This window comes from Pseudomonas sp. R2-37-08W (assembly GCF_003851705.1).
GTDB lineage: Bacteria > Pseudomonadota > Gammaproteobacteria > Pseudomonadales > Pseudomonadaceae > Aquipseudomonas.
On record NZ_CP027728.1, the window covers coordinates 1,229,281 to 1,253,712 of the forward strand.

The 24,432-nt window shown below is 60.0% G+C and carries 18 protein-coding genes; 11 read left to right on the top strand and 7 right to left on the bottom strand.

What is annotated here, in order from left to right; translation table 11 throughout:
* The gene (locus C4J93_RS05450) at positions 1 to 627 is read left to right on the top strand and encodes a Pr6Pr family membrane protein (RefSeq protein WP_124428779.1); all 627 of its coding nucleotides are present in this window, start codon (positions 1 to 3) and stop codon (positions 625 to 627) included.
* A gap of 123 nt (positions 628 to 750) precedes the next feature.
* Here the strand turns inward: C4J93_RS05450 and C4J93_RS05455 are convergent, their stop codons facing one another.
* Both C4J93_RS05455 and C4J93_RS05460 read right to left on the bottom strand, forming a co-directional pair.
* Positions 751 to 1,518 (bottom strand): siderophore-interacting protein, encoded by a 768-nt coding sequence (locus tag C4J93_RS05455; protein ID WP_124428780.1) that lies wholly within the window; start codon positions 1,516 to 1,518, stop codon positions 751 to 753.
* Positions 1,515 to 2,063, bottom strand: coding sequence for a PadR family transcriptional regulator (locus tag C4J93_RS05460; protein ID WP_124428781.1), 549 nt, complete (start codon positions 2,061 to 2,063; stop codon positions 1,515 to 1,517). The genes C4J93_RS05455 and C4J93_RS05460 overlap by 4 nt, the downstream gene beginning before the upstream one ends.
* Before the next feature lie 517 nt (positions 2,064 to 2,580).
* On the opposite strand from C4J93_RS05460, the gene C4J93_RS05465 reads away from it, so the two are divergent.
* From C4J93_RS05465 to C4J93_RS27305, 8 genes are all read left to right on the top strand, one after another.
* Positions 2,581 to 3,072: a CS1 type fimbrial major subunit gene (locus C4J93_RS05465; protein ID WP_124428782.1), complete on the top strand. Its 492-nt coding sequence runs from the start codon at positions 2,581 to 2,583 to the stop codon at positions 3,070 to 3,072.
* Positions 3,073 to 3,194: 122 nt separating this feature from the next.
* On the top strand, positions 3,195 to 5,720 hold the full coding sequence (locus tag C4J93_RS05470) for a CS1-pili formation C-terminal domain-containing protein (protein ID WP_124428783.1): 2,526 nt from the start codon (positions 3,195 to 3,197) through the stop codon (positions 5,718 to 5,720).
* Positions 5,721 to 5,725: 5 nt separating this feature from the next.
* A complete protein-coding gene (locus tag C4J93_RS05475; protein ID WP_256660142.1) occupies positions 5,726 to 6,952 on the top strand; it encodes a hypothetical protein in 1,227 nt (408 codons plus the stop codon).
* A gap of 11 nt (positions 6,953 to 6,963) precedes the next feature.
* Complete coding sequence (locus C4J93_RS05480; RefSeq protein ID WP_124365973.1) at positions 6,964 to 7,701, top strand: molecular chaperone; 738 nt, start codon at positions 6,964 to 6,966, stop codon at positions 7,699 to 7,701.
* Complete coding sequence (locus C4J93_RS05485) at positions 7,701 to 8,213, top strand: CS1 type fimbrial major subunit (protein ID WP_124428784.1); 513 nt, start codon at positions 7,701 to 7,703, stop codon at positions 8,211 to 8,213. Before C4J93_RS05480 ends, C4J93_RS05485 begins: the two co-directional genes overlap by 1 nt.
* A 25-nt stretch (positions 8,214 to 8,238) precedes the next feature.
* A complete protein-coding gene (locus C4J93_RS05490) occupies positions 8,239 to 8,964 on the top strand; it encodes a molecular chaperone (protein WP_124428785.1) in 726 nt (241 codons plus the stop codon).
* 65 nt (positions 8,965 to 9,029) lie between these two features.
* The gene (locus tag C4J93_RS05495; RefSeq protein WP_256660143.1) at positions 9,030 to 9,920 is read left to right on the top strand and encodes a hypothetical protein; all 891 of its coding nucleotides are present in this window, start codon (positions 9,030 to 9,032) and stop codon (positions 9,918 to 9,920) included.
* Between the two features lie 23 nt (positions 9,921 to 9,943).
* Complete coding sequence (locus tag C4J93_RS27305; protein WP_256660144.1) at positions 9,944 to 10,255, top strand: hypothetical protein; 312 nt, start codon at positions 9,944 to 9,946, stop codon at positions 10,253 to 10,255.
* A gap of 48 nt (positions 10,256 to 10,303) precedes the next feature.
* Here the strand turns inward: C4J93_RS27305 and C4J93_RS05500 are convergent, their stop codons facing one another.
* The 3 genes from C4J93_RS05500 to C4J93_RS05510 all read right to left on the bottom strand — a co-directional run bounded on the left by C4J93_RS05500 (position 10,304) and on the right by C4J93_RS05510 (position 18,629).
* The gene (locus C4J93_RS05500) at positions 10,304 to 12,247 is read right to left on the bottom strand and encodes an NEL-type E3 ubiquitin ligase domain-containing protein (RefSeq protein WP_124428786.1); all 1,944 of its coding nucleotides are present in this window, start codon (positions 12,245 to 12,247) and stop codon (positions 10,304 to 10,306) included.
* 38 nt (positions 12,248 to 12,285) lie between these two features.
* The gene (locus tag C4J93_RS05505; protein WP_124428787.1) at positions 12,286 to 15,396 is read right to left on the bottom strand and encodes a dermonecrotic toxin domain-containing protein; all 3,111 of its coding nucleotides are present in this window, start codon (positions 15,394 to 15,396) and stop codon (positions 12,286 to 12,288) included.
* Positions 15,397 to 15,458: 62 nt separating this feature from the next.
* Positions 15,459 to 18,629, bottom strand: a complete 3,171-nt coding sequence (locus C4J93_RS05510; RefSeq protein WP_124428788.1) for a transglycosylase domain-containing protein — start codon at positions 18,627 to 18,629, stop codon at positions 15,459 to 15,461.
* Positions 18,630 to 19,005: 376 nt separating this feature from the next.
* Here C4J93_RS05510 and C4J93_RS05515 point away from each other — a divergent pair, with 376 nt between their 5' ends.
* Positions 19,006 to 20,418 (top strand): amino acid permease, encoded by a 1,413-nt coding sequence (locus C4J93_RS05515; RefSeq protein ID WP_124369782.1) that lies wholly within the window; start codon positions 19,006 to 19,008, stop codon positions 20,416 to 20,418.
* A 428-nt stretch (positions 20,419 to 20,846) separates the two neighbouring features.
* Here C4J93_RS05515 and C4J93_RS05520 read toward each other — a convergent pair whose 3' ends face one another.
* Positions 20,847 to 21,971: an OpgC family protein gene (locus C4J93_RS05520; RefSeq protein WP_124428789.1), complete on the bottom strand. Its 1,125-nt coding sequence runs from the start codon at positions 21,969 to 21,971 to the stop codon at positions 20,847 to 20,849.
* A 175-nt stretch (positions 21,972 to 22,146) separates the two neighbouring features.
* Positions 22,147 to 23,766, bottom strand: a complete 1,620-nt coding sequence (locus C4J93_RS05525; RefSeq protein ID WP_124406386.1) for an FMN-binding glutamate synthase family protein — start codon at positions 23,764 to 23,766, stop codon at positions 22,147 to 22,149.
* 141 nt (positions 23,767 to 23,907) lie between these two features.
* Between C4J93_RS05525 and C4J93_RS05530 the strand changes: the two genes are divergently transcribed.
* Entirely contained in the window at positions 23,908 to 24,423 is a 516-nt protein-coding gene (locus C4J93_RS05530) for a hypothetical protein (RefSeq protein WP_124406387.1), read from the top strand.
* Positions 24,424 to 24,432: the final 9 nt, after the last annotated feature.

The window sequence follows — 24,432 nt, forward strand, 5'->3', positions numbered from 1 at the left end:
GTGAAGCGTTTTGTGACAGCGGCCGCGTTGGCCGGTTGGGTGGGGCTGGCGATTCAGCAATATCTGATTCTGTATTCGCGCTGGTCCAGCGGTGCCAGCTTGCTGGGCGGCTTGATCAGTTTCTTCAGTTTTTTCACGGTACTGACCAATACCTTGGTCGTCGTGGTGCTGAGCTATTGGCTGGTCAAGCGCGAATCAGCCGGCAAGCGGTTTTTCCTCGCGCCGGGTATCAGCAGTGGTATTGCCGCGAGCATTGTCGTGGTAAGCCTGGCCTACAACCTGTTGCTGCGGCACTTATGGAGCCCCGAGGGCTTTCAATTCATTGCCGATGAATTGCTGCACGACGTGATGCCGGTGCTGTTTCTGATCTATTGGTGGCGGTGCGTGCCCAAGGGCACCTTGCGGCTCAAGCACATTGCCGGGTGGGTGGTTTACCCCCTGGTGTACTTCGCCTATGTGCTGTTGCGCGGGCATTTGCTGGGGCAGTATCAATACCCGTTCATGGATGTGGGCAGCCTGGGTTACCCGCAAGTGTTCGTGAATGCTGGGGGGATTTTGCTGGGGTTCTTGCTGATTGCGCTGGCAGTGGTGGTCTTGGATAACCGCCTCAAATCACCCTCGACTTAAAGTGGGCACAGTCAATGTGGGAGGGGGCTTGCTCCCGATGGCGGTGTGTCAGATAGAGTTGTGTTAACTGACCCACCGCCATCGAGAGCAAGCCCCCTCCCACAGTTTTGACCGAGTTCAGGTTTAATCTTCTTCGCTGCCTTCCGCACGCCAGTAGCCTGCGGCCTTGAGGTACTCCTCATTGACCTTGTGCATATCCAGCAACACCCGCCGCACCTGGCGCGACAGCTTGGTTTCGGTCGCGACAAAGCTGTACAACTTTCCGCCGGGCAGCGTGAGGTTGCGCACGACCTCGAGCAGGTCGGCCTCGCCGCGCACCACCCAAATAATCTCGACATCCGCCGCGCTCTGCAGCACTTGCTGCTCTGCGGCATCGGCAATTTCGATCACCGCCAGCACCTTGCGCCCGGCGGGCAATTCTTCCAGGCGCCGGCCGATGGCGGGCAGGGCGGTTTCATCGCCGATCAGCAGGTAGCTGTCGAAGATATCCGGCACGATCATCGAACCCCGTGGCCCACCGATATACAGGTGCTGGCCGACTTGCGCCTGCTCGGCCCAGGTGGATGCAGGGCCATCGCCGTGCAACACGAAGTCGATATCCAGTTCGCCAATGCTCAGGTCGTGACGCCGTGGCGTGTAATCGCGCATCGCCGGTTGCGGGCCGTCGCCTTTGATGGTGAACGTCGGGCTTTCCAGGGCCGCTTGTTCGGCGGCGTTCTGCGGGAACAGCAGCTTGATGTGATCATCGCTGCCCAGGCTGATAAAACCCGCCAGCTCCGGGCCGCCCAACGTAATGCGGCGCATGCGCGGGGTGATGTCCACCACCCGCAGCACTTGCAGGCGGCGGCGTTTGACGTCGTGGGTCACGCGGTGAATGGCTTGTGTGTTCATTGGTCTTTCCCGTCGGCAATGGCTTGCGCGGTGCGGTTGAGCAGCGCCGCGACACGCGTGATTTCGTCCGGGCTCCAGCGCCCGTGGTGCGAGTGCAAGGCATGGCGCAGGTTGTGCACCGCCTCGTGGATTTCCGGTGGCCGGTCGTGGCCGCGCAGCGAGCGTTTGCTTACACCCATGCGCATGCGAATGCCTTCGAGGGCAACCGCCTGTTCACTCAATAAGAGACGACCGGCATCGGTGATTGTGTAGCGTTTTTTCCCGCCCTCGGCGTCGCCCGTGATCAATTCGCTTTCTTCGAGAAAGGTCAGGGTGGGGTAGATCACCCCAGGGCTGGGGCTGTAGGCGCCGTCGAACAGGGTTTCGATCCGGCGGATCAGGTCGTAGCCGTGGCAGGGCATTTCGGCGATCAGCGCCGGTAGCAGCAATTTCAGATCACCCGGCGCAAAGACGCGCGGGCCACGCTCGGCCCGTTCGCGGCTGGAGCGTTTGTCAAAGATGTCGCGGCCGCTACCGGTTGCGCGGTGGGAATGAGGGTCTTTCATAGTCGTGCTCTCTGAAAAATCAAGATACAACTTAAGATATATCTTATCCTGCGTAAAGACCTTCTCCGATGAGCGGTTCGGCGGCTGCCAAAGGCGATGACGGACTGGTAATGACGAACATACCGAGTTATTAAAAAACTAAGCCAGGATTAAAAGATTGAGTTAATACTCTAATTAGATGTTTAATTAAATCTCGTTATATCGCCATGTAATACGTTTCTGACAGTCCGGGTTTTTAGCGCGCGAAAGTCATGAGTTTATAGTGTCTATGTAGGACATGTATTACAGGTGCTGATGGTATTGTTTGGCTTTTTTGTTTTTATCTTACTGGCTATATGGCCTATGGCTACATGCTTTGGAGAAGGCTCTGGCTTACTTTGTTTTTAATTCGGTGGAAGATATGCCTGCGTCTTAAGACACAGTCGGATCTTGCAAAGCTGTGCTCTTTAAATACGTGAGAAAGTTGCAAGCTGATCGGGCTTTCAACTCAATTAATGCGATATACAGGTACCTGATAATGCTCAAGAAAACTGCTTTCGTACTGCCACTGGTTATGTTGGCCTTCGGTTCTTCCAGCGTCTTTGCCGCCGGTGAAGCCACCAGCGTCATCAACATCAAGGCAACCATTCCTACCAAACAGTTCCACGCACAACCGCTCAACCCGGACTTCGGTCGCGATGAGACCATGACCTACAACACCGTGACCGGTAACCTGAGCAGCCTGCGCGAAACCTACGCGGTAAAAAATACCGACGGTTCGGTCAAGGCTTACATCGAAGGCGGTCCAGCTTCCCTGAGCAACGGCACTGCGTCCATTGCCCTGACCACATCCTTCAACGGCGTCACCCTGACCGGCTCGCCGCTGGAAGTTGTCGATGATGCCAGTTCCACTCCAGGTACCCAGGCTGACTTGGTTATTGTTCCAGCCAAACCTGCCTACACGGATGCGGGTCTCTTCACCACCAACTTCACCGTGGTCTTCGACCACGAGCCTCGCGTCACCCTGTGAGCGCAATAAGTTGACCCGTAAGCGTCGTTTTATTGGGTAGCGATTACCGATCAACAGGCAGTGTCCCTGTCGGTTGATCGGCCTTTATTGTGTTGAAAATCCGTATTCAGAGTATTCCGTTCATGTTCCCGATGACTCCCATCGCGGCAGCGCTTGCCCTGTTGTTTTGTGCGGGTGCGTTAGCTGCTCCAGTGGCCGATGGCACAACACCGCGCAGTTTGCTGGCTCAGGCCAAGGGTTTGCCGGCGGACTTTGAAGAGCACTTTTTCGATGTGCCCCTGGCCGTTCGAGTTGAGCGTGACCAAGAGTTCGTAGGGGAGGCAATGATTGTCTTGTCTCGTGAAGACACCCTGACCCTTCTTTCGTTTAACGACCATGAAGGAAGCCCGGTCAAGGACGATGAACGTGAGCGCTGGGCCGAGTACCTCAAGCAGCAAGTGCCACTGGGCACCTGCGAGAGTAATTGCCCCGACCAGTTGCTGGCCGTGCACTACAACCTGGAAAAATCTCTGGTCTCACTGCTGACCGAGAACGCCGAGCGCGACACCGAAAGCCGGCGTTACCACGAGCTTCCCCACGAGGGCAGCGCAGGCCTGATCGTGCGTAACCAACTGAACCTTAACGGCGGCCAGGGCCAGGACACGGGCGGGCGTTTTGGGATTGACGCCAGCAGCAGCCTGGGCAATTGGAGCCAGGTGTTGAACGCGCAGTTCTCGCGCCTCGGCGGCCCCGACAACGACGCCCTCAACCATGCGGTGTACTCGCTCTACACCCAGCGCGAACTGGAAGGCCAGTTTTTGCGCCTGGGTTATTTCACACCCAATGCCGAAGGTCTCACCCGGCAACTGCGCACCTTCGGCGCCAGCCCCGACACCGCCATCGGCGTGATGTACGGCAGCTCCGACACCTTGATGATCAACAACCCCAAGGCCAGCATCTATCCAATTGCCATTACCGCCAACCGCCAGGGCTCGGTGGAGATTTATCGCAATGGCCTGTTGATCAACACCCAGCCCGTCACCAGTGGCCTGCAGAACCTGGACACACGTCCGTTGCCCGGCGGGATCTATGAGGTCGAAGTGCGCCTGATAGAAGACGGCCAGGTCACTAACACCACCCAGGAATTGGTCTACAAGCCCAACAACTGGCGCAACAACGATGACCGCTGGCGCTATAACGTATTTGCTGGCCAGGAAAGCAAGTTGCTCAGCAACTGGGATGAACAGTCCAGTGGCGACACGACCGCTGGCGTCTCCCTCAACTACCTGGCCCACCCGCGCGTGGTGTTGGGCGTTTCGGGGCGCCAGGTTAAAGACCGCATGCAATACGGCACCTCCATCGACTGGACGCTGGCCAGCTCCGCCAGCGTGTACGCCAACGTCTACCAGACCGACAACTACGGCACCGGTGTCGACCTCAACGGGCTCTATAACTATGGCGCCGGTACGGTGGTGTTTAACCATACCCGCAGTTGGCTGGACACACGCAACACCTACGAATACCTGCCCGATGGCACGCGCATTCGCCAGGTGAATGTGTTTGTCGGCCAGACCAGTAACTCATCGATTTCCCTGAATCACCGGCTCAGTAACTTGCGTTCGGTGAGTGCCAGACTGTCCCACACCGAAGGTAACGTAGAAGGTGTTGGCCTGGACCTGGGCTGGAGCGAGCGCGCCCATCTGTTTGGCAGCGACGCCAACTGGCGCTTGTCCTTGTATGACCGGCCGGGCAGCGCCAGCACTGGCGACAAACGTAATCGTGGCGTCGATCTGAGTGTCAGCCTGGCGCTCGGCGGCCCGGGTGAACAGTGGTCCGCCAGCCTCGGGACGCGCACCGCCCGGGACGGCTCACGCGATAACAACGCCTCTGTGACCTATCGCAAAGACCTGCAAGATCACCTGCTGCAAAGCGTCTCGGCCACGGCAATTACCGACACCTACGGCATCGGCATGTCGGGCATGGCCAGCTTTGAAACCGAAGCCCTGCAGGGCGATGCGTTTGTGCAGCAATCGTCGTTCAATAATGAGCTGAGCGGTGGCTTGAACCTGGAGAGCACCCTCGCCCTCGGCGGCCAGAAAATGGTCCTCACCAGCCAGTATTCCGGTACCGGCGCAGGAATGATTGTCGACGTCGAGACCGATATCGACGACATCGCCCTGCGCGCCGATGACTTCAGTGGCGGCAGCACCGCGTTGCGGATTGGGCGCAATTTTATCCCGATCACGGCCTACAAGGGTGGCGCGGTGACGTTTGACTTCGAGGGCAACCACGCGCCTTCGGCCTCGATCCAGCCGCACCGTGTCAGTTACCACCTGAACAAGGGCGGGGTGGAATACCTCAAGGTCAACGTGATGCAAACCGTGACCGTCCTCGGGCGCCTGGTCGACCCGCAGGGCAAACCGCTCAAGGGCCATCACGTCATCAACCACGCCACTCGTGGGGTGAGTGAAGTGGATGGTTTCTTCTCCCTGGAGATGAACGCCAGCTCGCCGACCCTGGAGGTGCGCCACAACAATCAGTTGCTGTGCCAGTTCCGTCTTGATCCGTCCAAAGCGCCCAGTGAAAACAATGTGCTGATGATTGGTGATCTGCGCTGCACGCCGGACACCTTGGCCGATTCCACCCTTAACGCTCAGACCGCCGGTTGAATGTCATGACGAGACCATTCATCGGCATGAAAACCATGAGCGCACTGTTTAGTCAGGTTGTGGCCGTGGCAGCGGCCCTGTTGTTCAGCTCGTCGGCGCCAGGCGCTACTGAAGAGATCACGGCAGTGTTCCGTCCGGATCCCGGCAACCCGATGGTGAACCAGTTTGAGAACACCACGCCGCCTGGAGGGTATTGCCGTGATCACCCGACGTATTGTCAAAATGGGGTGTTCAGCATCAATTTTCCGATCAACTTCAACGCCGTCGTTCCGATTCAGCCTCTGGACGAGATACGTAACGGGCCGATGTTCCAAGTCCCTTCTTGGTTAACGGCAGTGACTGTCAGGCATCGGGAGATGGGGCATACAGAGCAGGTTCTGTTGCGGGTCAGCGGTATAGGCGGAGCCCATGAGCAGACGCAGCCACTGCATGAGGGTACATGGGAGGGGGGCAACTGGGTCAATGCTCCATCCCCGTGTCAATACGGCGGCGTAGGGTATGGCAACGCTTACTATTACGGGTTTTTCTGGCGGGTACCTCCAGGCGCCGGTGTTTGCTTTAAGCGCCCTACGCACATCCTCCCTGACTTCAAATACTCGAACTTGAGTATTTCCTATGAACTGATCACACCGAACCCTCTGGGTATGTTATCGGGCACTTATGAGGGGACTCATACTTTTCTGATCGGCCCTGGCCAGGACTTCGACATGGGTGACGTCATGTTGCCCGACGACAACGTATTAACGCTCAACTTCGTTCTGGACGTGGAGCACGCCCTTAAGGTCGAGCTTCCTGCGGGCGGTAATCGTATTGAGTTGGTCCCTCAGGGCGGCTGGCAAACCTGGTTGAACCAGGGCCGCAAACCCGCGCGGTTGTTCCGCGATCAGACTTTCCACATCTACGTGTCGTCGCGTTTCAAGATGCAGTTGGAGTGCGAGCGTGTAATCGGCGACACCTGCGCCTTGAAAAACGGTGACGGCCACAAGGTCCCTCTGGATATCAGCGTAAGCCTTCCCCACGGCCTGACTCGTCCCGATGGCTCCGGCGTTGATCGTCAACCTTTGCTCTTGAGCGGTGCTGGTACCGAGGAGTTCCAGCCAGGGTTCTACGTCAATCACCGCCCGGGAACGCTGCATTTTGAGGTCAAGAAAGAACATGCCGACACGATGGTGGCGCAGGGAGGCACCACCTATTCGGGGCAGGTGACGGTCGTTTGGGATTCGGAGCTTTGAGGTATATGTCCATGAAACATCTATTCGCGCTGTGCGCGCTCTGCTGGCTGCCGCTGTCACAGGCCGCGCCGAATATCAATGTCGGGGTGTTCTACGACTACCTCGACGGCGATAAATCCACCTACCTCAAGCGCGTCTTCAATGGCGGCGACAGCACGGCGTTTATCAAGGTCGCGGTGATGGAAATTGTCTACAACGCTGACGGCACGTCTGAGGAAGTGGAGCTTAAGAGCAACGCCGACAACACCGCCCGCGACGGTCTGATGGCCACCCCGGCGCGCATGATCGTACCGGCCAATGGCATGCAGAGCACCCGCTTGCTGTACCTGGGCGAGCGCGAAAGCGAACGCTATTTTCGCCTGCGCTTCGTGCCGGTAATGCCCGAAAAAGACGATGAGTTTGGCGTCTCCAGCGACGATCGCGAGGCCTACAAAAACAGCCTGTCGGCAGGCGTCACGGTGTTGGCGGGATTCGGCACGGTGTTTTTCGTGCGCCCCAAAACCACCCGGTTTGACACGCGCACCGAAGAGCGTGAGGGCGAGTACGGGTTGCGCAACGCGGGCAACAGCGTGGTAGTAGTCGATGAGTTCAAGGACTGCTCCACCGCTGAACCCCAGGACTGCCAGCCCACTACCAAGAGCCACATCCTGCCCGGTCGCGATTTCAGCTTTACCAAGCAGGCCGGTCGTACCTACCGCTTTACCTTGATCGAGGGCGGCGAGAAAAACACACATGAGGTCAAAGGCTGATGGTCATTGAGAGAGCCCATGCGGGCAAATTCCGCAAGGTCGTCCTGGGGATGTTGCTGTTGGTGACCGGGGTGGTGCTCAGTGCCCAGGCCTTGGCCATTCGCGAAGTGCAGGTCTTCGACGTGTCGGTGACCATTCCCACCCGCGACTTTTATGTACTGCCGATCAACCCCGGATTTCTGGAGCGTGAGCAGGAAATGGCCTGGCAACTGGTGCCGGGCACCCTTAAACCGCTACGTGAACACTTCGATGTGAAGAACAGCGGCGGCGGCATTGCGGCGCGCCTGAACCAGGCGCCCGTCCTGTCCAACGGTCCTCGTTCGATTGCGTTGAACGTCACCTTCAACGGCCAGGTGTTGAGCCTGGACGAAACCCTGGTGGTGCCGGAAGCCGAAGCCCGTGCCGGTAAACGGGTGTTGTTGGAGATTGCCGCAGTAGAGCCTGAGGGCGGTTATACGGCGGGTGAATACTTTGGCAGCGTACATCTGCTGTTTGATGCGGTGAGGCCGTGATGTCGAGCGATTTGGCGAGGTGCTTATGAAATATCTATCTGCTGTGTTGGTGTGCTGCCTGTGGGCCGTCAATGTCCAGGCCGGGCCGGCCATTCATGTCGGGGATTTTTACGACTACTTGAGTGGCGATAAAAACAACTACCTCAAGCGCATATTCAATGGTGGCACCAGTACCGCCTTCGTCAAGATCAGCGTGACCGAGATGCTCTACAAGCCTGACGGCACGTATGACGAAGTCCCGATCAAGAACCAGTCGGACGCTCTGATCGCCAGCCCGGCGCGCCTGATCGTGCCGGCCACCGGCATGCAGAACACGCGTTTTGTGTTTATGGGCGAACGTGACCGCGAGCGTTACTTCCGGGTGCGCTACCTGCCCGTGGCGCCGGAGAAAGACGACGAGTTTCTGGCCACGGAAGAGGAGCGCAAGGCTTATGAGGACAAGATCGCGGGCGGCGTGCGGGTGATGGCAGGCTACGGCACGGTATTTTTCGTGCGGCCCAAGGACAGCCGTTATGACACTCGGATCGAAAACGGTGGCCGCAACTACACCTTGCGCAACGCCGGCAACACGGTGGTGGTGGTGGATGAGTTCAAGGACTGTTCGGCCAGCAATCGAACCGATTGTGCACCCACTACCAAAAACCACATCTTCCCGGGGCGGGTGTTCAGTTTCGAGAAACAGGCCGGGCGCGTGTATCGCTTTCATGTGGTGGAAGGCGGGTCTGACAGGATTGTGGAAGTAAACGGCTGAATCGTCTCGGCCCAGTACCTGTACGTGTCGGCCTCGGTCAGGTGAATAACAAAGTAGGTAACGTGATGCCCATACGCAAAAAACTATCCGTCGCGCTGATGCTGGCAGCCAGTGTATTTTCATGGCCTGCACAGGCTGCGGATCAGGAGATCCGGGCGACGTTCGTTCCCGATCCATCCAACCCGATGGTCAACCAGTTTGAGAATAAAACGCCCCAGGCGGGCGTCTGCGCTCTGTGGATGGCCGCCCGTTGCAAGCAACTGGGTATTTTCAGCCTCAGGCTTCCACAGCTTGCGTTCGTTACGGGAAGGGGGATTGAAGCGAACCATGAAGACCCGAGACAAGGCTTCATGCTCACAGTGCCTTCCAGTTGGCGGGATGTGGAGGTGGTCCACGGGTCCGGCGACACAGAAATCGTGCAGATGCGCATTGCCGGTGTCGGTGGCAGCTGGAATATGTCTCATCCGCCGGGGGTGAGTGCCTGGGCGCGCCCAGGGGTGCCCTGGCAGTCGGCGTGGCATTCCGCCCCGGCTCCCTGCGCGAGTACCAACTTTCTCGCGGCGGGTGCCGCCTATGCCCAGTTTTTCTGGCTGACGCCCGAGGGCGCCGGGGCATGTGCAAGGACGCCGTCGGTGACGATTCCTTACTTCCGCTGGAGCGGGCTCGACTATGCGTATGAACTGCGTACCCCCAACCCGTTGACCATGCAGGCCGGTGAGTACCGTGGCGCGTTGTCTTACGCCATTGGCAGGGGCATGGACTTTGATATGGGGGATGAACTGAGCCCCAATATCGACACGGTGACGCTCAATTTTGTCCTGAGTGTGGTACATGCCCTCAAGGTCGATATCCCTGCGGGGGGTAACCGCATCGAGTTGGTCCCCCAGGGGGGTGGCAGAACTGGCTCAATCATGGACGTACGCCGTCGCGGCTGTTTCGCGATCAAACCTTTGTGATCGCCGCCAGTTCGCGTTTCAAGATGCAACTTGAATGCTCCGTTATTGCAGGCAATACCTGTGGTTTGCGCAATAACAATGGCGATGAGGTACCCGTGCAGGTTGCCGTCAGCCTGCCCTATGGCTTGGCCGGTCAGGACGATCAGGCGGTCAGCCGTCGCCCCTTGCGCCTCGACGGCATCGGTACCGAGCTGTTCCATCCGCGCTATTACGTCAATGATCGGCCAGGCACCCTGCACTTTGAGGTGACCAGGGATGACGTGGCCGACATGCTCAAGCAGCCGGGCAGTACCTATTCGGGCATGGTCACGGTGATCTGGGATTCCGAGGTGTGATGCTCTGCGGGTGAAACAGTGACCGGCAGTGGCTTGAGACACGTTCGATTATTCGTACGCGTCCAGCAGTGCCTGTCGCGTCAAACGGCGCGCCAATTCGTCGTAGTCATCCTGGATGTCGCTGTAAAGCCGTCGCACGGTGGCATCGGAGAAGGCTTCTTCGGCCAGCACCACGGTATGGGGGATCGTCAGTTCATTGGCCAGCGTGATGATCTGTTCGCGCAAACGTGCCTTGCGCTCAGGCGTCACCTCGGCGCCGATCCATTCCGTGTGGGCATCCCGTAGATCCTCCAGTTGGCTGCCTGCGTGTGTGCGTTTCTCGGCTTGAGCCTTGAACGCTTCCAGATGGGCGTCATGCAGGTAGTCGGCCCAGAACGGTTGCTCAAGAATGCCATTGACCAGGCCGTCGCCCTGGGACAGCTCGATAACCTGGCGCACCGCAGTATCCAGGTGTTCTTGAGTCAGCCCGGCCGTGTTGCGGTAGACCATGTGTTCGGACAGCCACGGCAGGTCGAGACGGCGTTTGAGCCCGGTTTGGTAGGCGAGGTACACCTGCACGTCATCGACCTGGTTTTCACCGCTGCCAAACGTCTGGCCCAATCCGCCCTCGCTTTCTGGCGCGATGCGATGCTGGATTTCCTTGTGGGCGATTTGGTTGATCTGCTCCAGGCGCCAGGTCTGTTTGGCCAGTGTCACCAGGTGACGTTCGAGGTGAGGGCTGTTGTCATTGCGGATGATTTCCAGCAGGGTTTCCACGCCGATACGGTTGAACGTATGGGCCCCGGCATCTGCGCACAGGGCCGGTGCGCCGGCCAAACTGAATATCCGCTCGCGAAACCCGGTGTTCTCATAGGCACGAAACACCACCTGCCAGATTCGCTGGGAGAGGTCCTCGCGACCTTGTTCAAACAACTGCGCATCGATTTCGGTTTGAAAACCTGCAGGCGGCTGCAACAGTCTGAACACCTCGAACAAACCCTGGGAGCCGTGTTCCGCTTCCACCTCGTCCCACACCTTCTGTGCCGTGTTGCGCTGTTCAGGTGTCAGGCCAACCATCCAGAATTGGCTGTCGGTTTTACCGCCGCGAGGCGTGGTGCGGTAAGGGTCGATTCCCTGGGCCCGGCGATAACTGACGAAGCGTTGTTCATCCTCGAATTCAAGCCTGGTCATATCCAGCCAACTGTTGGCCACAATCCTGGCGGCGGGAGTTTCTGGCGCAAACACGGGGACGGTGTTGATCGCCGTGTTTCTCAGGTCCAGTTCCAGCAGAGCGGGCCTCGGGCTTTCCAGCCCTTGCGGCCATTGAGTGATACCGGTTCTATTGAGTACCAGCAGGCGCAGCTCCGGCATTTGGCTGACATCCGGTGGGGTTTCCAGGCGGGTATTACCTTCCAGATTCAACGCGCGCAACTGTGGGCATTGTTTAAGCGTGGCGTGGTCGGAGGGCGACCATGCAATAGGGTTGTCACCCAGGTTCAGGGCGGTCAGGCCGTTCATGGGCAATATCTGCGACGGCACTTTGTCGAGACGATTGGCCGACAGGTCCAGGTTGCGCAGGTTGTGGAAATTATCGAGAAAGGGTAATTCGCGATCGCCCAGCGCTGAGCCGCTGAGCTTCAAGCGGGTGACATGACTGAAGTCTGCTCGCAGTGGTCCCAGGCGTTCCAGGTGAAGACCCAGGGCCAGCCCGTTCAAGTCCAGCAGGGTACCGCGGGTTTTCGCTTCCATCGGTTGCATGCGCAGGTAGGCACCGTCTTCCCAGCAGGCAGTCAACTCATGGATGGCCTGGTTTCGAGTGTGTATTTCAAGCAGGGCTTGATCGGTGCTTGCCATGGGGTCTACGAGTGGTTTTTTGCGGAACCTGTTCATGTCTTCGTGCAGCGTCGCATGGTCAGCTTCAAGTGTGCCGAGCAGTTGCTCGCCTTGCATAGTGCTCAGGTGGGGCAGCACTTTCTGGATCTGTTCCTCAGTCAGGCGCGGGCACAGCTTCATCAGCGTTTCCCGAGGGGTCGGCGGCTGTGGGGGTTGCCTCAGGACCCATCGGCGGAAAGCCCCCACATGGGTTTTTGCAGTAAGTATTGTGTGGTGCGCTGCTCAGCCGGGGATAGCGGGCTGTCCGCTATCACGCTGCGGCGTTCGGCCGGTGGCGCCAGTTGCGCTTTGAGCCATTCCTTGAAGTTCGCGCCTTGACCTGGCCGGTAGTCAAGCGTGTCCGTGGGGACCACGCGCAACAACGCTTCATAAAAGGTGTACTGCGGCGGGGGAGTGGAAGACGACGCAGCGTGCAGTTGGTAACGCCCCTGGCCCTTGTACAGGAGTATTTTTTTCGTGCCCGCGTCGACCGGCCCCACCTGGCAACGCAGGCTGCCGCTGGGCGTCTGATCGTGAATGGCAATGTTCAAGTCGCCCAGGGCATCGGTGTGCAGGCGCACGATATTGAGGGCCATGCGCTCGGTGTCCGGGGTCAGCAAGGCGTCGTGGTAGAGGCCTTCACTGGCATGGCTGGCGCGGACTTCATTGGCCAGTTCCCGGGCCAGGTTTTTCAGGCGCAAGGGGATGCGCCGTTCACGGCTCATCACGCTCGACTCTTGTGGCGAGGTGCGCAGCAGCAACGTGGTCACCAGGTCTTTGGGCAATAGCGCAAACTGCTGTTGAATCAGTCGACCCTGCGGGGTATTGAGCGCTTCACGGGTGCTGTAAAGGTGGTTGAACACGCTGGTGTTCTGCTGCACCAACTCATTGGCCAGGCGCTCACGCAGCGCCATGACGGGTTCGGGCACGGTTTGCGCGCCGGGCGCTGCAAGCAAGGCCATCCGCTCGGTGTCGCTCAGGAACGCGATGACCTGTTCGAACCACTGGCCGGCTTCCACAGCCTGATAGCTGAGGCGCAGAGTGTTGGCAGCGGTGGCGTCAGTGGCGCCGTAGACGATGGAATGGCCGGTCAAGTCGCTGTTGACGAACACCCGGATGGCTTTGTTTGCCGGCCAACCCTGGAGTTCGGTGGTGGTTTGCACCGTCCAGTTGGTCGGCAGGTCCGCACTGGCCCCGGTGCGAACCTGCTGCGGGGCACTTTCGAGTTGCTGGCGCAGCTTTATCCGCTTGAGGCTGTCGGCCAATAGCGGCGGTGGGGTGTCGCGTTGGGCGTACATCATGCGCAAGGCGTCGTCGTGGGTGCCGCTGGTCTGGCAGGCCTGTTCAAGTTGGGCGGGGCTGAGGTCCTCCACCGCAGGCCCGAGGCGCCGACGCAGCGTCTCGCTGTCCCAGGTGTTGGGGGCCTCGCCTTCATGGACCCACGCGCCACTGGGGTGATGCTCGATGCTGGGTGAATAGGCGTCGGGACGGGTGGGATGCTTGATGCGATGGGTGTGGTGGATGGTGTCGTGTTCGATGACGTAGTGCCGGTTATCCAGCGGCAGGACTTTCTGGTCCTGGTGCGTATGCAGGCCCAGTTCATCGGGCTGAGAATCGCTCGCCAGCTGCAGGTTGTCGTGGGCGTAAGGCGCCAGGTCCGGGTTCCACAGGCGCTGTTGCCCGTCGACTTCAACCGCGCGCAAATTGTCGACGAAGAGCGAGCGTTTGAACGCGCTCGCGACTTCTCCACCGACGGCGAAGAGTCCCAGTTGGATCGTATCGGTTGCGACCGTGACGAGGTGTTCGGCGGCTTCTATAAACTGCCCTTCGGCCAGGTCTACCACGCCTTCGATCACATCGCTGGCCAATTGGTAGGCGGTGTATGCCAGCATCAGCTCGCCGAGGAACGGCACGAACGGAGTGATGACCAGCAGCGCGACATTGAAAATATCCGAGAGGATTTTTGTGAAGTTGTCCCACCAGGCCCAGCGCTCTGCTCTGTCGGCGTCGGCCGTAGGCACCGCGATGCTGCGTGCGTCGTTGAGTATCTTGTTGAAGGATTGCTGGTAGCGGTATTCCCATAGATCGCCCTCGATGGCGGGCGAGGAGAAGTGCAGTTTGGGATTGTCCAGCGGCGCTTCCCGCCATTGAGGGCGCGGGTCCAGTGGCTGCGCCGGGTGCCACCGAACGTTGGACAGCCGCTGATTGAGTCCGGCAAAGAAATGCCCGCGTTGATTATGGTCGACAAACTGGCTGAAGAACTGTTGGTAGGTTTGCCCCTGGCGAGACGGTATCGACGCATTGGTTTGCAGCTTGCGGGTCAGGTCGAGCATGAACGCAAGGTTGGAGGTGTACTCCTTGACGGGACTCTCGGGGTCATGGGGGATGTAGGCGATCAGTTTCGATACGCTGGAAACCCGATCCAGGTCAGCGGCGATCAGCAGGATACCGCTCAGTGAAGCATCGAGGATGTGCAGTTGATAGAACCGCATCACGCCCCGTTCACCGCGCAACGCGCGCATCAACACGTGGTAGGTCGCGGCACTCAGGTCCGCGACCTGTTGGTCGTCGGTGGGCAGGTAAGCCAGGTGTGCCGCCGCCTTGAGCGCGGCTTTCTGGCTGGCGATGACCTGGTTTTTCAAGGTGGTGCGAGCGCTGAGGTCCGTTGGCAGCAAGTAGTTGTTCAGGTGTTGTTGATAGCGTGCGCCGAGGTCCAGTTCACGGCACAAGGCCTTGAACTGTGGGATGGACATCGTGTCGCTCAACGCCAGGGGCTGGAAGTGGCCACGGTAGTCGGGACGGGTGATATAGCTGGAGTCGCTTTCGAAGGATTCCCCGACGGCAAAGTTCTGCAAGGCCGCGTCGAGCAATGACACCTTGCGGCCGGTCACGCCCTTGAAAAAACTGTGGGCGTACCAAGGCAGTTTCTTGGCGATATACAGGTGCAGAAACGTAGCTTTGACGTCCAGGTCAAGGTGGTACTTGTCCAGAATGGCTTGTTTGAGCAGGGGTTCGGCAAAGGCATACACGTCCTGTATGTCGCGCAGTTGTCGGTCCACGGCGTTTTGCGTTCGCCAGCCTTCAGCATTGGCCGCCTGCAGGGCTTGATGCTCTGCGGGGAGGGCGCGGGTGTAAGCGGGCAGTCGAGAAAGGTCGGCGGCGCTCATCTGATGGGCCCGGGCCAGGGAGGTCGTGGCAAGCCAGTCCGGAATTGTTTGTTTGATCAAATCATAGTGAGGGCCTTTATAGGCGCGCGCAGGCGTGCTGGAAGGCAGTGAACGTATAGGCATCAAGTTGAACTCGTTAAGTGGCTCGAGTGCTTAGCCTATCCGTCGAAATCAAGAACAAACGTTCAATATATTGCAGCTAAGTCGGGACTGAAATGTGCGGGTTGTTCGGTGTGCGAATGCAGAATTTGTGCACTGAATGTGCCGGGCTCCCCCGGCTGGCACTGCGTCCGGCTGCCGGGTTGCAGATAAGGGCTGAGCAGCGGCGCCATGCCCTTGAGCACTTGCACCGGCAATGCCGAGGTGAAGGTGAAGCCTTGGGCCGAGGCGCCGGGGACGAATGCGGTCAGCGTGCCGAAATGGCGGTCGCCGATATAGAACACAAAGGTGGCGGTGCGGTTGATCGCCTTGGAGCTGAGTAGGCGCCCGCCGGCACCGATTGCTTCTATGCGGTTGTCGCCGGTGCCGGTCTTGCCGCCCATGGCCAGGGGTGTGCCGTCAGCCAGTTTGAAGCTGCCGGCCACACGTTTTGCGGTACCGGCATCCACCACCTGGGACAACGCCTCGCGCAAGGCGTTGGCGACTTCACTGGGCATGACCCGCTTGCCTCGGTCCGGGTTGTTGACCAGGCGGGTTTCATACGGGGTGCCGGCGGCAAAGTGCAGGCTGTCGATACGCACGGTCGGCTCGCGCACGCCGTCATTGAGAATGATCCCGACCAGCTCCGCCAGGGCCGCCGGGCGATCTCCCGAGCTGCCAATGGCGGTGGCCAGGGACGGCACCAGGTGATCGAACGGGTAGCCCACAGCCTGCCAGCGTTGATGAATATCCAGGAACGCTTCGATCTCCAGCATGGTGCGGATGCGACTGTCGCGGGCGCTCTTGTGGCGGCTCTTGAACAGCCAGCCGTAGACTTCCTGGCGTTCGTGCTCACTGGCGGCGACGGCCTGGGTGAAGGTGGCGTCGGGGTGGTTCAGCAGGTAACCGAGCAGCCACAAATCCAGTGGATGGACCTTGGCGATATAGCCTTGGTCCGGCAGGTCGTAGGCGCCGGGACCGTAATCCTTGTAGAGCTTGGCCAGGCGTTCATCGGTGAGTTTTTCCGGGGCCTTGGTGGGCAGGTGCGCGCGCACGAAACGGTTGAAGCTGTCCTGGTTGGCCTGGGGCAGCAGATAACGGTGCACCGCGGCCAGGCGCATGGCGGTGGGGTGCATGCTGTCGAGAAAGGTGTCGAGCCGGGCCTGGGTGTCTTTGTTGCGGTAGCGCTTCCAGAAGCGCAGCAGGAAGGTGGTGCCCTCGCGGTCGGCGAATTGCGCCAGGTACTCCTGGCGGCGTGGGTCGCTGTCGTCCTTGAGCAACTCGGCGCTGCTGTTGGGGCCCTGATAGGTGCTGTAGCGCACCAGGTCGCGCATCAGGCGAATGAACGGCAGGTTGATCGACTCACGCAGGGCCTCGCGCAGCGTGGGGTTACGCCCGTTGTCTTCGTTGCGAAAGTTATTGAAGTGATGCAGGCCGCCACCGGTGAAAAAGCGTTCGCCGGGGCTGGCCGAATATTGCCGCTCGAGCGCCGCGTCGAGCATCTTCGGCAGGCTCCGGTCGCGGTTTTGCGCCAGGTAATCCACGGCCCAGCGCGACAGGCGATCCTGCTCGTCGACGCTGAGCTTTTTCAGCTCGGCGGGGGGCTGGTCGGCATAACGATCATGCAGTTCGCTGATGATTTGCAGGTAGGTGGTCAGCACCCGCAGCTTGGCGGTGGAGCCCAGTTCCAGCTTGCTGCTCTCGTTGATATCGAAGGGTTGGTCGGTGTTGTCGGTCTGTACCCGCACCCGTGCGCCATCGGCGGTCATCTCATAGAGCGTGAAGCTGTAGCGCACTTGCGCGGTGCTGGCGGGCGTCAACAGGCGTGGGCCGAGCAAGCCGATTTGCCCGGCGAAGGCGGGGTCGGCCAGGTGCTTGAGGTAGGTGGTGGCTTGGGTTTGCAAGTCATCCTGCAAGGTGCTGGTGGCGGACAGGTCCAGGCGGTCGAGGTCGTACAGCGGGCGATTGAGCAGGGCGGCCAGGCGGCTGCGGGCAACACTGATGCCTTTGTTGGTTTCAATCGGTTGAATCGTCGGCTGTTGCAGCCAATCGCGATAGCTCACCTTGCTGGCCAGGGCGGCCTGTGCCAGGGCCGGGTCGATGACCGCGTTCTGCGCGAGCAGGCGAATGTGGCTGTCGGTCAGGTTCGCCAGTTCGGCGTGGCCCTTGGACAGGTAGTGCGAGGGCCGGCGCTGGGCGATCATCAATGACAACACTTCACGCAGGGCCAGGCCTTTTTGCCCGAGGTTTTGCGTGCTGCTGTCGGCGAGCAGGGCGTTGGTGCGGTTGAAGTCGGCGCCGTACCACACCCGTAACCCTTCGGCCAGGCCATGCACTTCACCGTGACCGGGCACGGCGGACAACGGCACGCTGTTGAGGTAGTCGCGCACGATATTGCGGCGTGCCTGCAAGGTCTGCGGACCCTCCTGGTAGGCGCGTACGCTGGCGGAAAACATCTGCCGCAGTTTCTCGCCGCCCGACAGGGTCAGGCCGTCGGGGGAGTGACGGTACTTTTCCAGCTGGGTCGCGAGGGTGCTGCCACCGGCGGTCTGCCCGGGCAAATGCAGGAGCCTGGCCACTTGTGACCAGGCCGCTTTGGCGAAGCGCGGCCAGTCCACCGCCGGGTTGGCTTCGGGCTGAGCCGGGTCGAGCAGGTCGCGGTTCTCGATGAACAGCAGGCTGTTGACCACCACCGGCGGGATCGCGGCGAAGTTTTCGTACAGTTGTTGCGGATAGTTGTATTGGTAGAGCGGCACGGCGCGGCAGTCGGTGATGGACAGCCCGGCCTGGATTTTTTCCGCGTAGGGCACGAACAGGCCCTTGGTGCTGTAGTCCATCAATTCGGCCGAAAAGCGCGCCTGGGTTTCAATCACATACCCGCGTTTGAGCAAGCGTGGCAGGAACGTGCCGAGGTCGCTGTAACCGAGACGCCGGTCGAAGGGGCCGGCGCCGGGATAGGCGATTGCCGGGCTGGGGCCGGGCTCCAACCGATAGGTCAGGTCACGGGCCAGGCGGCTGAGTTCCTGGGCCTGCAGGCGTGAGGTGCGCAGCTCCTTGGCGACGGCAAACCCCAGGGCCGCCAGCGCCATCAACACAATCAACCAGAACAGGCGCCGTGCGTAACGAGGCCTGGGTTTATTTTTGGATAAAGGCGCTGGGTCCGAACTGCCATGTACTTTCGCAGCCTTGCTCGATTCGGTTTGCCACAGTGCGCCCATAGTCGATTGATCCCTTCACGCAGATAGATCGGACTTGCCTGAAGTTTAGTCGCTGATGGCTGGGTGTGAGGGAATTGTGTTTTGAGTGTAGGAATCTTCCGGTGAATCTGCAGCGGCGCCTCCGCGACGTTTTGTCGCCCGATGCAGGTCAGATGCTCCTGTAAAATTGCATTTTGACCAACGCTTCCCCTAAATTGCCTCGTTTTTATAGTGAAAGACCCTACTCCGGGCTTTTTATACTGCACGCCCCGTTGATCTTGCCTGGCAAGACTGGCCCGTCCATGAGGCGGCCCCGGTTCCAACAAGGGTGCAGGCTACCGGCTTGCACCGTGGAAACTCGACGGACAATCCAATAACAAGATGAGGTTGTATCCCTATGCCAGTCGGCAACCAACTGCCCCATGGCGAGACCGCTTCAGGCGGCCCGCTCAAACGCGAATTGGGTGAACGGCATATTCGCCTGATGGCCCTCGGTGCCTGTATCGGTGTCGGCCTGTTCCTCGGCTCGGCCAAGGCCATCGAAATGGCCGGCCCGGCCATCATGCTGTCCTACATCATCGGTGGCCTGGCCATCCTGGTGATCATGCGTGCCCTCGGCGAGATGGCCGTACACAACCCGGTCGCCGGTTCCTTCAGCCGTTATGCACAGGACTACCTCGGCCCGTTGGCCGGTTTCCTGACCGGCTGGAACTACTGGTTCCTGTGGTTGGTGACCTGCATCGCGGAAATCACCGCCGTGGCGGTGTACATGGGCGTCTGGTTCCCCGACACCCCGCGCTGGATCTGGGCCCTGGCGGCGCTGATCAGCATGGGCACCATCAACCTGATCGCGGTCAAGGCCTTCGGTGAGTTCGAATTCTGGTTCGCCCTGATCAAGATCGTCACCATCATTGCCATGGTGATCGGCGGCGTCGGCATCATCGCTTTCGGTTTCGGCAATGACGGCGTGGCGCTGGGCATTTCCAACCTGTGGACCCATGGCGGCTTCATGCCCAACGGCGTGCAAGGCGTATTGATGTCGTTGCAGATGGTGATGTTCGCCTACCTGGGCGTGGAGATGATCGGCCTCACCGCCGGTGAAGCGCGCAACCCGCAGAAGACCATCCCCAGTGCCATCGGCTCGGTGTTCTGGCGCATCCTGCTGTTCTATGTGGGCGCGTTGTTCGTCATCCTGTCGATCTACCCATGGAATGAAATCGGCACCCAGGGCAGCCCGTTCGTGATGACGTTCGAGCGCCTGGGTATCAAGACCGCAGCGGGCATCATCAACTTCGTGGTGATCACCGCCGCGCTGTCATCGTGCAACGGCGGCATCTTCAGCACCGGGCGCATGCTCTACAGCCTGGCGCAGAACGGCCAGGCGCCCGCAACGTTCGGCACCACCTCAAGCAATGGCGTGCCACGCAAAGCGCTGCTGCTGTCGATCTTTGCCTTGCTGCTGGGCGTGTTGCTCAACTACCTGGTGCCGGACCAGGTGTTCGTGTGGGTCACCTCCATCGCAACCTTCGGCGCGATCTGGACCTGGCTGATGATCCTGCTGGCCCAGCTCAAATTCCGCAAAGGCCTGAGCCCGGCCGAACAGGCGGGCCTCAAGTACCGCATGTGGCTGTACCCGGTCAGCTCCTACCTGGCGCTGGCGTTCTTGGTGCTGGTGGTGGGCCTGATGGCTTACTTCCCGGACACGCGCGTGGCGCTGTATGTAGGGCCTGCATTTTTGGTGTTGTTGACGGTGTTGTTCTACGTGTTCAAGTTGCAGCCGACCAATGGGGCGGTGCGTTCTGCAGCCTGAGGGCCTGCCTGGGATGGTGGTGTGTCAGTTACACCGCCATCGGGGGCAAGCCCCCTCCCACATTTAGACCTGCAGCGACAACGCGATTCGTGCTGGTCCTGATTGGGCGCATAGCATTGTCCTGATCGAATAAACGCCGCAAAACCCATGTGGGAGGGGGCTTGCCCGCGAAGCAGTGTGTCAGCCAGCTAATGTGTAGCTGATACACCGCCATCGGGGGCAAGCCCCCTCCCACATTTAGACCTGCAGCGACAACGCGATTCGTGCTGGTCCTGATTGGGCGCATAGCATTGTCCTGATCGAATAAACGCCGCAAAACCCATGTGGGAGGGGGCTTGCTCCCGATAGCAGTGTGTCAGTCAGCTTATGTGCAGCTGACCCACCGCCATCGGGAGCAAGCCCCCTCCCACATGTCAATCAGCTCGGCACTAACCAGGCGCGGGCACAGCGGCTCTGCGCTGGTCCAATCGCTTGTTGAATTCCAGCCACGCGGCAAACAGCATCATCACTGCGGCCCCCACCAGCGCGGTGAATATCCGCATGGCAAAGGTGTCACCGGTCAGGGCGTTGGCCATGTCCGCCAACGGCGCCAACACTACACCCAGGCAAAAGACTTCCAGCGAGTAGCGCCCCATCCGCCCCAGTTGCCGGGCCAGTGCATGTTGCGTCCAGCCGACACCGGGAAGCAATTTGGCGGTGACATAGGCCAGGGCCAAAAAGTGCAGCAAGCGCACCGGTGACAGGTCGGTCTTGCTGATGGGGTACAGCCATTCGCCGATCAGGCGTGGCATCCAGGCGTCGTGCACCTCGGGCCAGCGCCACGACAGGGTGAGCACGCAGCTCGTCAGCACATACGCCGCAGCCGCCAGGAACAACGGTTGACGCAACACGGGCCGCTGGTCAGCCGGACGGGCCGACCGCAAGGCCGCTGCGCCGCCGAGGATAAACAAGCACTGCCAAGTCACCGGGTTGAAGTACCAGACCCCACCGTTGCTGGCCGGCAGGTTCCAGCCCTGCCAGGGCGCCAGCAGGTACACCGCCACAGAAACGCCCACCGCGACCCTCGGCACACGCAACAGCAACGGCAGCGTGAGGGGCAGGCTCAGAATCAGCACGATATACAGCGGCAAAGGGTCGGTCAGGTTGGGCTTGAACCGCAGCAGCAATTCATCGACCAGGGCCTGCTGGGTATTGTTGAGGAAATACTCCAGGCCCATCTCCTGCACCAGGTCGCGGGTTTCGATATGGCTGTTGGCGAATATCACGATGCCCATCAATAGCGCCAGCAGGAAAATGTGCACCACGTAGAGCGTCCACACCCGGCGCAGGATTCTTAAACAGGCGATGAAATAACCCTCACGCTGCAGGATCTTGCCGTACGCCAGCACCGCCGCGTAGCCGGCCAGGAATACGAAGATTTCGGCGGCGTCACTGAACCCGATGTTCTGCACGGTGACATGGGCCAGGGGATTGTGGGGCACGTGATCCCAGAATATGAAGATCAACGCCAGGCCCCGAAAAAAATCGATGCGTGGATCGCGTCCGTTCAGCATGGCAGCGGGCTCTTGAACAAGTTGTTGAGTGAGGGGTGGCGAGCGCGCGCGTTGTCGTACGCCGCACGTCGGGCGGGCGCAGGTTGGCGGTATTTGTAAGCGATTGCAAAAGGCTGGGTATTACCGAATGTCTCAATGGCCTGCCCGAAGGCCGGGCAGGCTTCAACCGTGTGAATCAGGCGGCGGCTACTTCATGCGGTTCAAAACTGTCCGCCCGCGCCATCTGCCACATCCGCGAATAGAACTCGCCATTCACCTCGCCGGTGAGCAGCTCACCCGGTTTGAGGAACACATGCAGCTGCGAGAACAGCTTGATCTCGGTTGCCGACATGCGTCGCACCAAGTGCTTGGCCGACAACTGCGAAGGATGCTCCAGCCCGGCGGCGGCGAGCATTTCCGCCAGGGCGTGGAGGGTATTGCGGTGGAAGTTGAACACGCGCTGGGCCTTGTCCGGTACCACCAGCGCACGTTGGCGCAGCGGGTCCTGAGTGGCGACGCCGGTCGGGCATTTATTGGTGTGACAGCTCTGCGACTGAATGCAGCCGATGGCGAACATAAAGCCGCGCGCCGAGTTGGCCCAGTCGGCGCCGATGGCCAGCACACTGGCGATGTCGAAGGCACTGACGATCTTGCCGCTGGCGCCGAGCTTGATCTTGTCGCGCAGGTTCAGGCCCACCAGGGTGTTGTGCACGAACAGCAGGCCCTCGCGCAGCGGCACGCCGATGTGGTCGGTGAATTCCACCGGTGCCGCGCCGGTGCCGCCTTCCTTGCCGTCGACCACGATAAAGTCCGGAAGGATGCCAGTTTCAAGCATGGCTTTGGCAATGCCCATGAACTCCCAGGGGTGGCCCAGGCAGAACTTGAACCCCACCGGTTTACCGCCGGACAACTCGCGAAGCCGGGCGATGAATTGCATCAGTTCGATCGGTGTGGAAAATGCGCTGTGGCGAGACGGCGAGATGCAGTCCTCGCCCATCATGATGCCGCGGGTGTCGGCGATTTCCCGGGTGACTTTATGCTTGGGCAGGATCCCGCCATGGCCGGGTTTGGCGCCCTGGCTCATCTTGATCTCGATCATGCGCACTTGCGGGTCCTGCGCTTGGGTGGCAAAGCGTTCCGGGTCAAAGCGGCCGTCACTGGTGCGGCAGCCGAAGTAACCGCTACCCAGCTCCCAAGTGAGGTCGCCGCCGTTTTCGCGGTGGTAGGGGCTGATGCTGCCTTCGCCGGTGTCATGGGCGAAGTTGCCGAGTTTGGCGCCCTGGTTCAGCGCGCGAATGGCGTTGGCGCTCAGTGAGCCAAAACTCATCGCCGAAATATTGAACACCGACGCCGAGTACGGCTGTGTGCACTGCGGGCCGCCGACGATTACGCGAAACGCGCTGGGGTCGCTCAACGGCGCGGGCCGCATGGAGTGGCCGATGAATTCAAAGCCCGACTGATAGACGTCGATCAAGGTACCGAAGGGCTTGTCGGCGGTTTCGTTCTTGGCGCGTGAATACACCAGCGAACGTTGGGCCCGGGAGAAGGGCAGGGCATCGCTGTCGGATTCGAGCAGGTACTGGCGGATTTCCGGGCGGATGGCTTCCACCAGATAACGGATATTGCCCAGGATCGGGTAGTTGCGGCGCACGGCGTGGGGGCTTTGCAGCAGGTCGAAGATGCCGATCAAACTGAGCAGGCCGGTGACTATCGTGATGGGCCACAGCCATTCATGTTCGATAAAGGGCAGGCTGGCAAGGGTGAACAGGATGCATACGGCAAAGAACGCGTAACGGCTTAGTAACGACAGGCTCATACGGTTTTCCTTGGTTCGGACTCTTGAGGTCGATCCGCCATTCTGCGCCTGTACTGAAACAGGGGACAAGGATCGGAGGCTCTGGGGCGGCATTTGCCAGGCGCGGGCCATGGAACCGTTCGGCGAAAGGCGGCCACTATCGTGCAGGACGCCCTTTCTCTCATGCTCTTGGAGTCATCGCTCATGTCGAACATATCTGCCGCTTTCGGCCCTTCCATCATTCATCAAGGCGCGTCCGCCGCGATCGACCCTGAGCAGCGAATGCAATCCGCTCAGCACCACCACACTTCCCACGCGTACCGCGACGGCACCCCACCGGGAAAATTCCAGCGGTTTGCCGCTGACGCGGCCAAGAGCCTGTGGTTTATCCCAGGCATGAGCAACGTGTTGCAGGGAATTGCAAAGGCTAAGCCAGGCCTTGATGGCACCATCAGCGGGGCGCTGGACGGGTTTCGTAAAACCCGCGAAGACGGTTTTGACAAGGCGCTTCTCGGTGCGGTTACCGGCGATTACCATGCGATAGCCAACGGTTACCTCAATGCGGTGGTAAGGAACGACGCCACGCCTGAGTCCGTCAAAAAAGGGCTGCGCGAAGGTTCAGGCTTGTTAGACCTGGCCGCGACGCTGCGCCAGCAAAAAATAGCGCTGCAGGCTTGATGGGTAACT

What these genes read in the sequence shown, in the direction of transcription:
- C4J93_RS05455 (WP_124428780.1), bottom strand. Translation starts at nt 1,518, where the DNA reads ATGAACACACAAGCCATTCACCGCGTGACCCACGACGTCAAACGCCGC.
- C4J93_RS05460 (WP_124428781.1), bottom strand. Translation starts at nt 2,063, where the DNA reads ATGAAAGACCCTCATTCCCACCGCGCAACCGGTAGCGGCCGCGACATC.
- C4J93_RS05465 (WP_124428782.1), top strand. Translation starts at nt 2,581, where the DNA reads ATGCTCAAGAAAACTGCTTTCGTACTGCCACTGGTTATGTTGGCCTTC.
- C4J93_RS05470 (WP_124428783.1), top strand. Translation starts at nt 3,195, where the DNA reads ATGTTCCCGATGACTCCCATCGCGGCAGCGCTTGCCCTGTTGTTTTGT.
- C4J93_RS05475 (WP_256660142.1), top strand. Translation starts at nt 5,726, where the DNA reads ATGACGAGACCATTCATCGGCATGAAAACCATGAGCGCACTGTTTAGT.
- C4J93_RS05480 (WP_124365973.1), top strand. Translation starts at nt 6,964, where the DNA reads ATGAAACATCTATTCGCGCTGTGCGCGCTCTGCTGGCTGCCGCTGTCA.
- C4J93_RS05485 (WP_124428784.1), top strand. Translation starts at nt 7,701, where the DNA reads ATGGTCATTGAGAGAGCCCATGCGGGCAAATTCCGCAAGGTCGTCCTG.
- C4J93_RS05490 (WP_124428785.1), top strand. Translation starts at nt 8,239, where the DNA reads ATGAAATATCTATCTGCTGTGTTGGTGTGCTGCCTGTGGGCCGTCAAT.
- C4J93_RS05495 (WP_256660143.1), top strand. Translation starts at nt 9,030, where the DNA reads ATGCCCATACGCAAAAAACTATCCGTCGCGCTGATGCTGGCAGCCAGT.
- C4J93_RS27305 (WP_256660144.1), top strand. Translation starts at nt 9,944, where the DNA reads ATGCAACTTGAATGCTCCGTTATTGCAGGCAATACCTGTGGTTTGCGC.
- C4J93_RS05500 (WP_124428786.1), bottom strand. Translation starts at nt 12,247, where the DNA reads ATGAAGCTGTGCCCGCGCCTGACTGAGGAACAGATCCAGAAAGTGCTG.
- C4J93_RS05505 (WP_124428787.1), bottom strand. Translation starts at nt 15,396, where the DNA reads ATGCCTATACGTTCACTGCCTTCCAGCACGCCTGCGCGCGCCTATAAA.
- C4J93_RS05510 (WP_124428788.1), bottom strand. Translation starts at nt 18,629, where the DNA reads ATGGGCGCACTGTGGCAAACCGAATCGAGCAAGGCTGCGAAAGTACAT.
- C4J93_RS05515 (WP_124369782.1), top strand. Translation starts at nt 19,006, where the DNA reads ATGCCAGTCGGCAACCAACTGCCCCATGGCGAGACCGCTTCAGGCGGC.
- C4J93_RS05520 (WP_124428789.1), bottom strand. Translation starts at nt 21,971, where the DNA reads ATGCTGAACGGACGCGATCCACGCATCGATTTTTTTCGGGGCCTGGCG.
- C4J93_RS05525 (WP_124406386.1), bottom strand. Translation starts at nt 23,766, where the DNA reads ATGAGCCTGTCGTTACTAAGCCGTTACGCGTTCTTTGCCGTATGCATC.